The sequence below is a fragment of the Veillonella sp. T14073-2 genome, from assembly GCF_002959875.1.
Classification (GTDB): domain Bacteria; phylum Bacillota; class Negativicutes; order Veillonellales; family Veillonellaceae; genus Veillonella; species Veillonella infantium.
Map to the genome: position 1 here is coordinate 61573 of NZ_PPDC01000002.1, position 15814 is coordinate 77386.

A 15814-nucleotide genomic window follows, 5' to 3' on the forward strand; every position below is an offset into this window, starting at 1 on the left:
GATATAGTGCATGTCAAGAAGAATTATCAAAATATCTATGATAATAAACAATAGTAAAATAGCCTATACTCATCATACATGAGCATAGGCCAAATCTATTTTTCTTCACTTTACAATTTACTTTACTGAGTTTCTTTATTTGATTACTTTACCAATTACATTAGTGTTATTATTATCAACTCTTCAAAGGTTCTTATTCAAAAGGGTTCTTATTCAAAAAGATTAATTTCCTTTATATCTTTAAAAGCAATGGCTACGCTCTCAATAGATAGACTATGTGCAGGTTTACCTATCGCCTCGACAGTCCCTACTAATTCCGTATAGCAATGACCTGTATAATAAAGCACTCGTACAAAATCCCCTTCCACCAAGGATTGTATAGTACGGTTTAATTCCTCTATTTGATCCTCCGATAGCTCTACACGATTCTCTTTAGGCCGTGCCACAGCTGCCAGTAATACTTCAAAGCCCTTTAATGCCGCAAAGGGCATAAATTGTTTCGCCCGTTGTAAACGAGACATACGATGTTTCATTAATTTATTCCCCATTATGGCCACCTACCAAGGTATTTCTAAAGCGCATTGTCCCTTCCTCTTGCAAGCTAGAGGCACGTAAAATAGCATTTTTACCGAACTGCTCCTTGATAGATAACATCGCCTCATGTACTTGCCGCTCCTTTTCCTCTTCCTCCGTCGCAAGAGAGCTAAATAAATCTATCTCCTGAGGTATAGCAGAGCGATTGACTAAATCCTCAAAGCTTACACCTATACGACGGATAAGCTCATTTTTATGGACATGCTTCTCATATAATTTAATAACAGCCGCCGTCAATGTCTGTAGAGAATCTGTATATTGTTTGAGCTTCTTAGAACCGCCTGTGGAGCGTACCATTTCATCTGCATAGCCAATATGAACGTGAATATGGTTCGTAACCCCTTTGATTTGTAAAAGCTCTAGTACCAAGGACTCCACCATTTCTCGCATAGGCACGTATGCCTCTTCGTAAGTATAGTTACGCAACAAAATCTGGCTATGCGAGATAGAATGCTTAATAGGACGATACGCATGAATATCTGCAATCGTACACGGCTCACGGCCCCAAGCATGATCGATAATGAGCTCTGCATTAACACCAAATTCCTTGTACAACTTGGCCTCTGGAACCATGGTAATACCATGCAAATCATAAGCTCCATATTTATGTAAGCGGTTGGCTATGCCCTTACCAATCTGCCAAATGTCAGTCAAGGGCTGATGATACCAAATTTTATCTTTAAAGAGGCTTTCATCAAGATATCCTATAAAATCAGGCGCATGTTTTGCGAGAATATCGAGAGCAATCTTGGCAAGGAACAAGTTTGTTCCAATCCCAACGGTGGCATAAATCTTGGTCGCCTCTAACACCGCATCAAGTAGCATCTGCGCTAGCTCTCGAGGCGTTTTCTTGTAGAGCAGTAAGTAAGGCGTAATATCGATAAAATACTCGTCGATAGAGTATACATGTACATCCTCAGGTGCCACATACTTGAGCAAAGTCCCGTAAATCTCAGCAGACGCCTGCATATACCGCTTCATATGAGGCTTCACCGTCAAATACTCAATGTGCGGAGGAATCTCAAAAAGACGACTGCGATTCTTAACACCTAGCTTTTTTAAGGCTGGTGAAATGGCCAATGTAATAGCCCCTTTGCCACGAGACCCATCGGCCACCACCAGAGGCGTCGTAAACGGATCCAGCCCCAAATCGGCACACTCCACAGACGCGTAAAAACTCTTCAAATCAATGCACATATACATTCGATCCGTATCAGCTGAACCCATACAAACACCCCCTTAAACCGCTAAACACCTGAAGTTTATAAGAATTACAAGAAGAATAATTTCTATGATTAGTATAACAAAAATACAAAGTATTTTCAAACATATGTTTGTTGTTATAGTGGCAAATTTTGGACATAAAAATGAAAAAGTACCTACTATTAGACATCAAATCTAATAATAGGTACTCTTAAGTACGTGTATAACTTAATTCAATATGGTTTCTTTAGGCCTTCTATAATAAACTAATCCCTTCTCACTACGATACCTCATGCTAGACTCTTTAAGTCTAAAAAAGTGACCTCTAAGATCTATGGAAATCTTTCTTAACCACAATTGTTGTCGTTTATTGCTCAAAAAATCGTTCCCGTTATCACAAGAGTCAAATAATTCAAGAGCTTCACTTAAAACCTCGGACTCGCCACGGTTTATGGCTCGAAGATTAGTAAGGTAGTTACGTTTAAAACTATCAAAGGCATCAGTGCAATACTCACCTAACTCAATCAAAAATACTGTATACCCTAGCATAAAAATCATCATGATTTGCTCAAAACTATGATGAGATACAAAAGAAATATAGAGATGCTCAACGCTATCAGTATTAGGTACATCAAACAAGGTGAAATCATTAATACAAGTATGATATGAGGGCTCCATTAATCTAGATATACAATCCAGTTCCAAGTAATCTATCGCATCACGCAAATGACTTTCCCAATCAAAGTCTTCAAACCACTCTGCTGCATCAACAATATCTTCCATGCCCATACCTTGGAAAACAATCTCCCTTAAGTCCTTTGACAACTGGTATTCATCAATTAAAACTATCATGGACAAATCATAATGCAGGCTCTCAAATACACCCAGACTAATATGCTTATATTTATAAGCCTCTGCAGCACCTAATCCAACCATCAATAAATAAAATTCGATATTTTGTTTTCCACTAATAGTTAAATTCATCATACATAGGATGGAAACCTTATATTCCATCTCACAATACTTACGTATTGTACGATACTATAAAATCTATCTAGCACTATTATACACTTTAATAAAACTTATTTTCTACTAACATAACCCAAAACTTCTATTTCCAGTTCTTCCAACAATACACTGAAAACTATCTAGTGCCACTATATTGATGGGACTTATTTTTACTAACGTAATACAAAAAGAGCACCACCTATCGAGGGGCGACTTACGTGTCGTTTGGAGCCACGAGATAGGTGGTGCTTTTTTGTAACTAAGTTGTCGAAATAAAGTCGGGCCCCATCAATATAGGCACCCCACGATAGTTTTCATTATTGTTCCGGCCCCATGTCTCGGAATTCCACGTCTCTAAATTGTGTGAATTCCCCAACGAATTGGAGTTCCACGGTACCGACGGAACCATTACGGTGTTTACGAATGAGGACTTCTGCATTGTCCCCTTTTTCGGAGTTTTCATCGTAATATTTATCGCGGTACAAGAAGATAACGATATCCGCATCTTGTTCAAGGGAACCAGATTCACGGAGATCAGATAGTACAGGCCGTTTATCTGGTCTGCTTTCAACACTACGAGACAACTGAGACAAGGCAATGAGAGGCACGTTAAACTCACGGGCGATCAATTTAAGGTTACGAGAGATTTCAGATACCTCTTGTTGACGGTTCTCGCTTCCCTTGCCGGAGTTACGGCCTTGCATCAACTGAATATAGTCGACGATAACGAGATCGAGACCATGTTCCACCTTAAGACGACGCAATTTAGAGCGCATATCTTGTACGGTAAGGCCTGGCGTATCATCGATAAAGAGCTTGGATTTACTCATACGGTCCGCTGCGGCAATGACCTTTTCCCAGTCTGCTGGATCCATATTTGCACGGCGCAATTTTTCGGAGCTTACGCCTGCTACAGAGGACAAAATACGACCAACGAGCTGTTCCTTGCCCATTTCTAGGGAGAAGAATGCTACCGTCTTGTCGTACAACATCGTTACGTTTTGAGCGATGTTCAAGGTGAAAGCCGTTTTCCCCATCGCAGGACGAGCTGCTACGAGGATAAGGTCAGATTTTTGTAGACCATTAAAGACATGATCTACATCTTTAAAGCCTGTTGGAACGCCTGTAATAGCACCATCATGCTGTTGCAATGCATTTAATTTATCTAAGTTAGATAATACGACCTCCCCAATAGGAGCAAATGATGATTCGGACTGTGTTTGACCACTTACGTCCAATACCATTTGTTCCGCCTTGTTGAGGATAGCCGTTGGCTCATCTTCGCCAGCGTACGTCATGCCTACGATTTTATTCCCTGCATCGATAAGACGGCGCAACTGAGCTTTCTCACTAATGATTTTCGCATGTTCCTCTACATTATAGGACACCGATTCATTAGCCAAAGATGTAATATATGCAAGACCGCCTACCGCATCGAGACGCTTACGACGATCTAGCTCTTCACCAACAGTGATAAAGTCCGCCGTCTTGTTAGCATGCACGATTTCTAAGATAGCATCATAAATAATACGATGCGCATCGCGGTAAAAGTCTTCAGATTTTAGAATACTCGTCACTGTATCGACAACGGCACCCGAGTTGGATCCATTCGTTAATAAAGCCCCCAAAACGGCTTTTTCCGCATCTAAATTATGCGGTGGAATGCGTACATCCATGATAATCCCCTTTATAAAACCACTATGGATAAAAGAATTCACCATACTCAAAGAGCATGGTGAACACTATTATTCAGCTACTACGTTAACCTTGATAGTACTTGTAATTTCAGGATGAACACGAACGAGTACATCATGTACGCCTAATGTTTTCAATGGTTCTTTGATTTCGATTTTCTTTTTATCGATATCTACTTTGTATTGCGCTTTAGCTGCATCGGAAATATCTTTTGCAGTAACGGAACCGAATACACGACCTTCTTCACCCATGCGAACTTTTACAGTTACTTCAACCTTAGTCAATTGAGCTGCCAAGATTTTAGCCTCGTCATTGGCAACCGCTTTATTGTGAGCGATAGATTCTTGCTTTTGTTTCGCATTATTTACGTTAGTTGCTGTACCTTCAAGGCCAAGACCTTTTTTGATTAATACATTACGGCCATATGCATCGCTAACTTCAACGATTTCACCTTTTTTACCAACTTTTTTAACGTCTTCTAACAATACTACTTTCATTGTTGTTCCTCCTCTTGTTCAGCGGAATGAAGGGCTTCTAGAGCACGCTCTAAGATGGCCTGCTTCGCTTCCTCTACGGTCATACCTTGTAATTGGGCACCAGCCACGGTTCTGTGACCACCGCCACCCAAGGCTTCCATTACAACCTGTACATTTACCTTGCCTTTGGATCGAGCACTAACGCCGATACCGCCGTCATTCAAGGAATACAGTACAAAGGCTGCTTCAATATCTTCATTACTGATGAGCATATCCGCACTTTGTGCCGCTAATGCCATCATATCCTTCAAGCCTTCAGGTGCTACAGAAATAGCAATTCCTTCTGTACGATTGGCTGCAAATACTATTTTAGCACGCAATTGGATGGAATCGAAGGTTTCAATAAATAATTGTTTAACCTTTTCAATATCTGCCCCTGCACGGCGTAAGAATGCTGCCGCTTCAAAGGTACGTGCACCAGTTTGTTGCACAAAGTTCTTCGTATCTAGAACGATACCTGCATAGATGCCTGTTGCTTCTGCTTTTGAAAGTTTTACGCCCCCACCTGCGTATTGCACAAGCTCTGTAACAAGCTCAGATGTGGACGATGCAGTTGGTTCCAAGTACGTAAGCAATGGATTTTCTACAAAGTCCGCTGCACGACGGTGATGATCGATAACAATGCGTCGTTCAGAAATTTCAAGGGCTTCTTGTGCCGCTACCATTTCTTGACGATGCGTATCACATACAATAGTAAGTGTATTGGCGTCCACCCATGTTTTTGCAACTTCAGGGGTAATAATATGTTCTTTCCAGAACTCATCTTCTTTCAGAACAGTTACCATTTTATCGATAGCGCTCGTTTCCTTTGAAAGCACGATGCGCAATTCTTTACCCAAGGTTCGTGCAATGGCTACAATACCAATAATACCACCTAATGCATCATAATCCTCACGTTTATGCCCCATCACAAGAATCTTATCTGAATCAAGCATAAGTTCATGTAAAGCTTGCGATACAACACGAGCACGAACACGCGTATTTTTCTCAACACCAGCTGTATTACCACCGAAGAAGCGCGTACTTTCACCATCCATGATACATACTTGGTCACCACCGCGACCTAAAGCAATATCTAAGGCAGCGCGAGCACGACTTGAAACCTCTTTCACAGAGCCTACATTCTCGCTAATACCGACAGAAATCGTAGCTGGCACCTGACGAGGAGAAGGCAATTTACGAATGCGTTCAAGCAACTTAAAGCCGTTTTCCTCCATCTCATGAAGAGCATCGCGAGAAATGGCCAAGGTATACATATCGTCTTGGAAGTTACGGATAAAGCCTTCATAACGGTCAATCTCATCCATAATGATATTATTAATATCGCTCCAGACACTAGTATACTCGCGGTCACTAAGACCTTTTGTCAATTCTTCGAGATTATCGATTTGAATCATGCCCCATACAGGCTGATTTTCTTCAGCTTTAATACGCGCCTTTTCTAGGTCAGTAATATCTTTGAAATACAAAGCCATTACTGCATGTTCTGCCAATTCATCTTCACTATGAATATCTGGTCGCACATCGCGCGGATCGATGAATTTATAAATAACTTGGAAGTATCTTTCATCATATTTTTCCGTCATATATCCGGATTTACCCCAAATTTTATCGATGCGGAAGCCCGGTAATAGAGCAGACATCTTTTGAAGTTTATTCCAGTCTACTGTAACCCAGTCTGCAAAGACACTATTATTCCATACCAAGGTGCCTTGTTTATTAACAAGAACAATGCCCATTGGCAAGTTTTGTAAAGCAAAGTTAGAAGCTTGTGTGACGTTTTTCATCATCGCACTAAACTGTTCTCTCGCTAAACGACGCCGGTTATGAAGGGTATTGTAGTTAACCAAATATGCCGCTACTACGATAATTAAAGCTAGAATTGCAATGGCCCAATTTAGATAGGCCAACAATAATAACAATAATACGATAACGGTAATAATGGTAATTTCTAAACCTTCCCATTTCCGTTGAAAGGATTTCATAACGGCCTCCTTTCTATTACAAGCTACGTTTTTGGAAACGTGCTCGCATATCTAAAAACATATCTAAAATACCATATATAACAAGTGCCATTGGACTCATCACATACAGGAAGCCTATGATAGCAAACTTAAAGATGCCTGCCAAGTTATAAGACTTCATAATGGATAACAAGCATGTAATACCATTGAGACCACATATCATGCCACCCAACAAAGCAATATTAAGGCCTATATCTGAAAGAATACCATTAGCATAGCCCAAGTACTGACCGCCATAAGCAAGGATAATACCTACGGCTAATACGCCAGCACCCCAAATCGGCATGCGCCAAGTATCCATCGGAGACAATGTGCGCACCACACTGTTGGTACGGCGCCCAATATATGTAACAAGTTTAGCAAGAATATAAATAACAACCGTATTAGCTCCAAACCAGTATGCCAAAATCATCCGCTTCGCTTGTTGTATAGCAAGATCGATACGATTAATATAGGCATCCATTTGTTCTTGTGTCATAGGCTGTTGCTTAATAGACTCAATAAGCGCATTTTTAAGGTCTACATCAATCATATGATTAATCTGAGTCAAATCAAAGGATGTAACACCTGCAGAGATTAAAATTCCCACAAGACTCGTCACTGTAAGCGCTATGGCTGGTATAACGATAAGTTTACCCAAGGGCCAATTTGCTCGGAAAGCCTCACCGAGAAAAATGCTTGGCAAGGAGTATGTCAAAATGGTCGCAAGCGCCATTAATGGGCCTACTAATAAGGATACGAGTACAAATGCCACTGCTGATGCGGCACAGCTATATCGGCTGCCCCAGCGGATACCAATGAGTGCAATCCCTGCAGGTGCAACTAAGGTCGCTAGCAAGCTAAGGAATGGTACGGTCGTTCCTATTAGAGTTAACATAACAACGATAGCCGATACAAATGCAGTTTCTACCATCGCTCTTGTATTTGTTTGTTTCATAAATCTCCATTCTATATAAGAAGATAGATTAATTGGTATCTTTTAATTATAACAGTTTAAAAAGGTAACTTCAAATACCCTATATAGTAGACAAACGCGATGACACCGCTATTTATAGTAGATTCTGTAGGTCCTTTTTAAAATGTTAAAAGTACCACACCATAGGGTGCGGTACTTTTGTTTATTATATGTGATTATACGTCTTGAATAATCGGCAAGATCATAGGACGGCGGCGAGTTTTATCGTAGAAGAATTTACCCAACGCGTCGCGTACGTTTTGCTTAATAGTAGTCCAGTCTTTAATGCGTTGCACTTCGCAATCTTCAAGAACTTGTTCTACCCTACGTTCTGCAGCAAGCATGAGTTCTTCTGCATCGCGTACGTATACGAAGCCACGAGATACGAGGTCTGGACCAGCTACGATTGTACCAGATGCTTTATCCATCGCCATTACAACGATAACCATACCTTCTTGTGCCAATTGTTGACGGTCACGGATAACGATGTTACCTACATCACCAACGCCAAGGCCATCTACGAAAATAGCACCAGCTTGTACACGGCCACCTTTACGGCCACCATCTTTATCGAATTCAAAGATTTGACCATTGTCGCCGATAAGGACTTTCTTAGGATCTACGCCCATAGCAACGCCAAGTTCACCATGACGGCGCAACATGCGGTACTCACCATGAACTGGAATAAAGTATTCTGGGCGAACAAGGTTAAGCATTGTTTTAAGCTCTTCTTGGCTCGCATGACCAGATACGTGGATGCCACGGTCTTTACCGTAGACTACATGACAACCTAATCGGAGCAAGTTATCGATAGTTCGACCTACAGCACCTTCGTTACCTGGGATTGGTGTAGCAGAGATGATAACTGTATCATTCGGTGCCAACTCTACAGTGCGGTGGTTGCTTGTAGCCATACGGGACAAGCCTGCCATCGGTTCACCTTGAGAACCAGTTGTTAAGATCATAATTTGGTCATCTGTGTAGTTGTGCATTACATCTACGTCGATGATTGTATTTGATGGAATGTTCAAGTAACCGCGTTCTTGAGCGATTTCTGTAACATTTACCATACTGCGGCCCATAACGACAACCTTACGATTGAACATAACTGCTGCATCAATAGCTTGTTGGATACGAGATACGTTAGATGCAAATGTAGCTAACACAACGCGGCCTTTTGCTTCGCCAACAGCTTGTTTAATAGCAGGACCTACGGAACTTTCAGAACCTGTAGTACCTGGTTTTTCAACGTTTGTAGAGTCGGACATCAAGGCCAATACACCTTTATTGCCGAGCTCAGCAAATTTGTGCATATCCATCAAACGGCCATCAACTGGTGTTTGGTCGATTTTAAAGTCACCTGTATGAAGTACAGTACCGATTGGTGTATCGAAGTACACAGCGCAGGAATCCGGGATGGAATGATTTGTTTGGATAAAACCAACCTTCACTTGACCAATTTGAACTTCATCGCCTGCAGCAATCGTGCGAAGACATTTTGGAGATACCTTATGTTCTTTAAACTTACCTTCAATCAAACCACAAACGAGATTTGTTGCATATACTGGGCAATTGATTTCTTTCATAAGGTATGCCAAGGAACCAATATGGTCCTCGTGACCATGGGTAATTACGACAGCTTTCACGCGATCCTTATTCTCGATGATATAGCTCATATCAGGAATAACGATATCTACGCCAAGCATATCTTCGCTAGGGAACGCAAGACCAGAGTCGAGAACGATGATTTCGTCCTCATATTGGAAGATGGTCATGTTTTTACCGATTTCACCAAGACCGCCAAGAGGGATAATTTGGAATTTACCTTTGTTAGCGCCATTTGGTGTACGACCTACTAATTCCACAGGAGCCTCTTGATTGTTGCGGTTTGTAGAGCGATTATTTGGACGGTTGTTGTTACGGTTTTGACTATTGCGACCATTGTTAGAGCGCGTATTACGCGTATTTTCACTACGTTCACCGCGTGGTGCACGAGTTTGACGAGGTTTACGTTCTGTACGTTCTTGACCTTCACCTTGCTCAGCATTGCGACGTGTATTTGTACGGCGTGTCGTATTAGTACGGCTACCATTTGCATTTGTACGAGTATTTGTACGGCGTTGGTGTGTTGTGCCTTCACCTTCACCAGCTGCATGTTGACGAGTACGACCCTCGCCAGCAGGGCGGCGTGTATTAGTACGGCGGCGAGTCTGTTTATGTTCGCCTTCAGCCGCAGCTGTACGAGTAGCAGGTTTTGCTACTGTTGGTTCTGCTTTCACTTGTGCAGTAACCTGATTATCTGTTGTATTCACAGTTCCTCCTAAAATTTTGTTCATTATTTTATTTAACATAGTTTCTTTTCTCACCTATCACTTGAATTGATCTATGCTACGGAGGCCACACAAAGAAAAAGGCGCTAAAATACTAGCGTCTCGTCAAATAGGCGCAAAGATGCGCTATCAATTTTTGCCGTTCCTAGTGTTGTTGTGACCATTTGCCATAGCAAATGAGTATATCGCCATCATTAGATATGTCAGCCGCGACGGGTACGTTCTCTTCGTTCCTATCCAATGGGTCTTGCAATATAATCCGATCGATTTTGATGAAAGCATCGCTTTCATACGTTATGTCTATTGTAACATAAAAATAGCGTTAACAAAAGAGGGTAGCCCCCATGTTAACGCTATTTAGATATATCATATTCTATTTGTCATCATCTGGCATAGTTTTGTAAAATCCTTCGATACGCCACACACCATTCTCTTCAATGACAGAAATATAGCGCTTCATCGGCGTTGATTCTACAACACCGGCGCCAGCCTTTGTAGTTTGTAGGCTTGCATCAAAGACAATGCGCTTCAAATCCCCTGTGCGACTCACCCGTGTAACACCTAGGGATACTACATCCACCTTTGGCGCCTGTTTCATGGACTCTAGCCATTTTTGCTTCTCCACTGGATTTGTACTAGCTTGGCTAATGATATAGGTGAAAGCCTTATCATAATCCTTGTTATTTACGGCATCAAAATAATTTTGCACAGAAGCTCGCGCTGCTTCCGCACTGCCTTCACCAACGATAGAGTTTGTAAGCCATCCGTCAGGGAATACTTCATTAGCTGGGCCCATCGCACGTAAAGATGCGCCAAACACACAGATTACTATAACAAGTAACCCCACTAGAACACGTGTAGTTAAAGCACTACTCGTAGGAGATACCTTCATAATAGATGCCAAGCGCTTATCTATGACGATATGTTGCAATGCGCTGCCATATTGATTATCCTGTGGCTGTCCTTTTACACATAACAAACCTAATAAGATCAAAGGCCCTACAAAGGGAATAAGAAACAACAACAAGGTAGCACTGCTTTTACCAGTATCATGGAGGCGTCGTACAGATAACGCAGCCAAAGGCATCAAAGAAACTAAGCTGAGTATAGCAACGATAAGACCGGCTAATCCGATTAGATATGGACCCGTATGGAATATGGCTGTTAAGCCATAAAATACTGCTAGCAAGCCGACAATAGCAATATGCCACAACAATAGAAACTGGAAAAACTCTCTACGAGAGGCACGCCCATCCGTATCCATGAACTTTTTCCCCATTACATAGAGGAATGTATCTTTATAACTCATTTGGTAATGGGCAAAAGGATAGATTACATCACCTTCTGGTGCGATACGCTCCACCTCTGTTGCTACTGTATACTGCCCACAAGTAGGGCAAAACATAGCCGCCTCATCACAATAATGACGGCAAGCATCACAATAACGTTTCATAAACTTCTCTCCAAAACTCTCAATCTTTTATTATTTTAACTATCTCAATTACTTATTATTTTAATAATCTCAATCACCTATTATTTTAAATAGGTATCTACCGCCTCAGCAAATCCTTGGCGATATAGATTAGCTCCACCGTTCGCTGGATGGCGCAAGCCAATAGCAGACAGACCAAATTTGCCCATCGTATCAGCAGACTTTTGTCCTACGGCGAGCATAAGAGGTTCTACACCACCGAGCTCGAGATGTAAATCTAACAAGCGTTTTGTATAGTCCCAACCTAATTGTTGCTCTTTATCCGTAGGTGTGCGATTCGTCAGTGGATTTCCTTCCTTATGCGGGTGGAAGGGGAATATGTTCCACAGCAATGTATCATAAGTATCGATGCCCTTTTCAACAATAGCACTCCACACCACAGTATCAGTAGGTTCATTAAAACCATCCTTTTGCTGTGTTCCTTTTAACAAAGCGCTAGTAGGTGAACTAGTACGTTCCAAATGAATAGGCGTTACATCCTTCGCACGAATGATTTTGTGCTTATCTAGTAGCATTCTTTCACAAGTAATGGCAATACCTGTGAAGCGTCCCCCTTGATAGCCTACTGCCTCTGCCACTACAAAGACCTTAGCTCGACCTAAGCGGGGCAATAAATAGGCTACCAAATTATCTCGGCGCACCTGTGCCGCATCAAAGCCCTTTGTGACAATCTCTAATTCAGGATTAACCTCACCCCAAGGATTATGGACAAGACTACCTTGATACTGAGCAAGCCAATCTACAAAACTGCGCACCTTCTCTACTCTCTCTGCATCAAAGGACGCTATATATTCATCAAAAGACAAGGTCTTCTCTAACTCAAATAAAGACATACAGCCTCCAATTTAAATTTCATATGTTATTACCGATATATATCTACTATACATGATAATTACACGAATTGCATAAGAAATATATAGTTATATGTACTACAATCAAGATGTCACCACTCCGTTCTGGGGAAACAGGTACAGAAAGGAGGTGCAACAGTGAAAGATATTCTTATAATCCTTCTAGTTCCTATCGTGGTAAATGTGACCAGCTATCTCATTTGCAAGTGGTTAGATAGGAAATTTCATGGTGATTAACCCCGTTAGCTTAGACGACCATAAGCAATAAAAAACTCCCTCAAGTATTTCGCGGTTCTTGAGGGAGTTTTTTTGTGCTTACAGTGAATTCTTACAATCCTTCAGCTACTTATAGTATACATTATTTTAGGATTTTGTCCATTGTAAAACACCCAAGAGAATATAAACTCTTGGGTGTTTCTTTTGAGATGTATATAACTGATATATAAAACTAAATATAGAACTCGATTTTGTCTTCTTTTGCTAATTGGAATTGTTCGAAGATGTGGTTCCGTATATTAACAAAGTTCGGCGATGTACGATCGGTTCTGTCGATGATGTTTACAGGGATGATAGTTTGTACACGACCCGGATTTGCTGCTAGTACTACGACGCGGTCTGCAAGAACTACGGCTTCTTCAATGTCGTGCGTAACGAATACAACTGTTTTACCTTCTTCTCGGCAGATACGAGAGATTTCGTCTTGCAAGTTGATGCGTGTCAACGCATCAAGTGCGCCTAGTGGTTCGTCCATGAAGATAATATCTGGATCCACCGCTAGTGCACGGGCAATGGATACACGTTGTTGCATGCCCCCAGATAGTTCTGCAGGATAACGATTGCGGGCGTGGTCAAGGCCTACCATTTTAACGTATTTATCGATAATAGCGGGACGCTCTTCTTTAGGAACCTTTTTACTTTCAAGGCCTAGCTCAATATTGCTTTCTACCGTACGCCACGGCAACAAACCATAGTTTTGAAATACCGTTACATATCTGAGTTGAGGCGCTTTCACCTCTTCACCGTCGATAGTAATGGAACCAGATGTAACAAGCTCAAAGCCCGCTATAGCGTTTAACAGCGTACTTTTACCGGAACCAGAAGGGCCTAAGAGGCAAATAAACTCGCCCTTTTCAATGTCTAGATTAATATCTTCAAGAATGGTGAGTGGTTCCCCATCTTTCATAAATTCCTTATGTGCATTGCGCACCGAAATGTAACCCATGAGGCCACCTCCTATTTCTCAATACCCCAACGTTTGTAAATCCATTTTTCGATGAGGGACACGCCCCAATCGAGTAAAAGCCCAACGAAACCGATGGTCAAAATAGCTACCATCAAGAGATCGTTACGCAAGTTATTTCTCATATCGATAATGAGGAAGCCAAGGCCTGTTTGGGAGCCTACCATTTCCCCTGTTACAAGGAATATCCACGCCGTACCGAGAGCGATGTGAAGACCCGATGCAATACCAGGGAATACGGCAGGCAACACGATTTTAAATAATAGTTCTGGCTGTTTAATACCAAAGTTGCGTGCTACCTTGATGTACACAGGGTCAATATTTTGAATAGCAGATACGGTGGACAATAGCACCGGGAAGAATGCTGCGATAAAGATGATAACGATAGCTGGTGCTTGGCCGATACCGAAGAAGAGAACGATAAAGGGTAACCACGCCACAGGAGAAATTGGTCGAATGACTTGAACGATTGGATTGATGTAGTTCCAAATCCCCTTATACCACCCCAAGATAAGGCCGAAGAATACGCCAGCCACAACGGAAATGATGTAACCGATAAAGAAACGCACTAAACTATCTGCAATATCTTTAAAAAGAACACCGTCGCCTATAAGTTCTCCAAATCCGAGTAATACCTTATATGGCGTTGGAAATAGCGCTTCATTAAAACCGCCGAGGCGAACGATTAACTCCCAAATTAGCCAAGCTGCAATAAATGAACCTGGCACATATGTATATTTCTTCATGATCCCCCTCCTATGGTAACAACGATGTATCTACAAACTCTGAATAACTCGGCACTTTTTTGATTAAATCAATATGGGTCATGTGATGCACAAGCGCATTATAACGGTCCTCTGTAAGGGCTAAATCTTTAAACCCAATCACTTGTAAGGAACGTTCAATAATAGGATCCTTAAACTTTAAATATTTTAAGGCAATTTCTTTTTGGGACTCTGGATGCTCATCTAGGTATTTACCTGCATCGAGATAGGCTTTTGTGAAAGCTTTTGCCAAGTCATGATGTTCATCGACGAATTGACCATTAAACACAAGGGCACAGCAAATATTATCATGCCAGAGATGGTCAGGATCTTCAAAGACCTTCCCAGTTCCCATTTCAAGGGCTAGAGAGCCAAATGGTTCGGCTACACTATACCCAGCAATTTGACCTACCGATAGAGCAGATGGCATTTCTGGAGGGCTCATTTCTACGATTTGTACATCTTTTTCAGAAAGACCCGCTTCTTCAAGCATGCAATCCACGAGAACTTTTTGAGTGGATTGTTTATGAGGGATAGCAAAGGATTTGCCTTTTAAGTCTTGAACGGAGTTAATATCCTTATTAACGATAATAATATTACCCTCTGTATGACCAAGTGCAGCAGCACGGACATCAATGCCTTGTTCACGAGCCTTTACACCAAGTTCAACAAGAACAGCTGCGGCATCTACCTTACCAGTATTTAACGCATCCATAAGCTCTGGCCAAGACCCATATTTAACAAGCTCTACATGAACAGGACCATCTGCCGTTTCCAGCTCTTTTGTAGCAAATACTGGTAATGCATGGGTAATTGGTAAATAGGCTACGCGTACAGTCTTTAATTCTTGTGCCGTCTTTGGTTTATAGTGTTCATGATAACCATAGGCTATGCAGCCAATAACCAAGAGAACCACTCCGATGATTAGATACCAGGTCTTCTTCATAACTTCCCCTCTTTCTACCTCACAACAAGGGGCGTTTTTGACACATGTCATTTTTCACACTTTTCTAAAACCTAGATGAAGTCTGGTTCTAGAATACCTTGTCTTCTAAACTTATTTATACCCTACTATATCAATATGTATTAATTATGTCAATAAAACACAGTAATATTATAGGT

General features: G+C 41.5%; 13 protein-coding genes. All 13 read right to left on the reverse strand.

From position 1 onward, the window contains the following. Window positions 1-209 precede the first annotated feature (209 nt). Entirely contained in the window at window positions 210-533 is a 324-nt protein-coding gene (locus VCHSUH04_RS02060) for a YolD-like family protein (RefSeq protein ID WP_199176427.1), read from the reverse strand. Window positions 534-537: 4 nt separating this feature from the next. Further along, window positions 538-1821: a DNA repair protein gene (locus tag VCHSUH04_RS02065; RefSeq protein ID WP_105085131.1), complete on the reverse strand. Its 1284-nt coding sequence runs from the start codon at window positions 1819-1821 to the stop codon at window positions 538-540. A 204-nt stretch (window positions 1822-2025) separates the two neighbouring features. After that, on the reverse strand, window positions 2026-2784 hold the full coding sequence (locus tag VCHSUH04_RS02070; protein ID WP_105085132.1) for a DUF3969 family protein: 759 nt from the start codon (window positions 2782-2784) through the stop codon (window positions 2026-2028). Between the two features lie 338 nt (window positions 2785-3122). After that, window positions 3123-4481 carry a replicative DNA helicase gene (dnaB, locus tag VCHSUH04_RS02075; protein ID WP_105085133.1) on the reverse strand — a complete coding sequence of 453 codons (1359 nt, stop codon included), beginning with the start codon at window positions 4479-4481 and terminating at the stop codon, window positions 3123-3125. A gap of 69 nt (window positions 4482-4550) precedes the next feature. Beyond that, window positions 4551-4997: a 50S ribosomal protein L9 gene (rplI, locus tag VCHSUH04_RS02080; protein ID WP_004694699.1), complete on the reverse strand. Its 447-nt coding sequence runs from the start codon at window positions 4995-4997 to the stop codon at window positions 4551-4553. Continuing rightward, entirely contained in the window at window positions 4994-7021 is a 2028-nt protein-coding gene (locus VCHSUH04_RS02085) for a DHH family phosphoesterase (RefSeq protein ID WP_105085134.1), read from the reverse strand. The genes rplI and VCHSUH04_RS02085 overlap by 4 nt, the downstream gene beginning before the upstream one ends. A gap of 16 nt (window positions 7022-7037) precedes the next feature. Beyond that, window positions 7038-7997 (reverse strand): DUF2232 domain-containing protein, encoded by a 960-nt coding sequence (locus VCHSUH04_RS02090; protein WP_105085135.1) that lies wholly within the window; start codon window positions 7995-7997, stop codon window positions 7038-7040. 194 nt (window positions 7998-8191) lie between these two features. After that, window positions 8192-10327 (reverse strand): ribonuclease J, encoded by a 2136-nt coding sequence (locus VCHSUH04_RS02095; RefSeq protein ID WP_233188233.1) that lies wholly within the window; start codon window positions 10325-10327, stop codon window positions 8192-8194. Between the two features lie 391 nt (window positions 10328-10718). Next, window positions 10719-11798, reverse strand: coding sequence for a DUF805 domain-containing protein (locus VCHSUH04_RS02100; RefSeq protein ID WP_105085137.1), 1080 nt, complete (start codon window positions 11796-11798; stop codon window positions 10719-10721). Window positions 11799-11878: 80 nt separating this feature from the next. Then, complete coding sequence (locus VCHSUH04_RS02105; protein WP_105085138.1) at window positions 11879-12670, reverse strand: uracil-DNA glycosylase; 792 nt, start codon at window positions 12668-12670, stop codon at window positions 11879-11881. 466 nt (window positions 12671-13136) lie between these two features. After that, window positions 13137-13910: an ABC transporter ATP-binding protein gene (locus VCHSUH04_RS02110; protein ID WP_105081743.1), complete on the reverse strand. Its 774-nt coding sequence runs from the start codon at window positions 13908-13910 to the stop codon at window positions 13137-13139. An 11-nt stretch (window positions 13911-13921) separates the two neighbouring features. Beyond that, complete coding sequence (locus VCHSUH04_RS02115) at window positions 13922-14674, reverse strand: ABC transporter permease (RefSeq protein WP_038122972.1); 753 nt, start codon at window positions 14672-14674, stop codon at window positions 13922-13924. A 10-nt stretch (window positions 14675-14684) separates the two neighbouring features. Next, window positions 14685-15638 carry an ABC transporter substrate-binding protein gene (locus VCHSUH04_RS02120; RefSeq protein ID WP_105085139.1) on the reverse strand — a complete coding sequence of 318 codons (954 nt, stop codon included), beginning with the start codon at window positions 15636-15638 and terminating at the stop codon, window positions 14685-14687. Window positions 15639-15814: the final 176 nt, after the last annotated feature.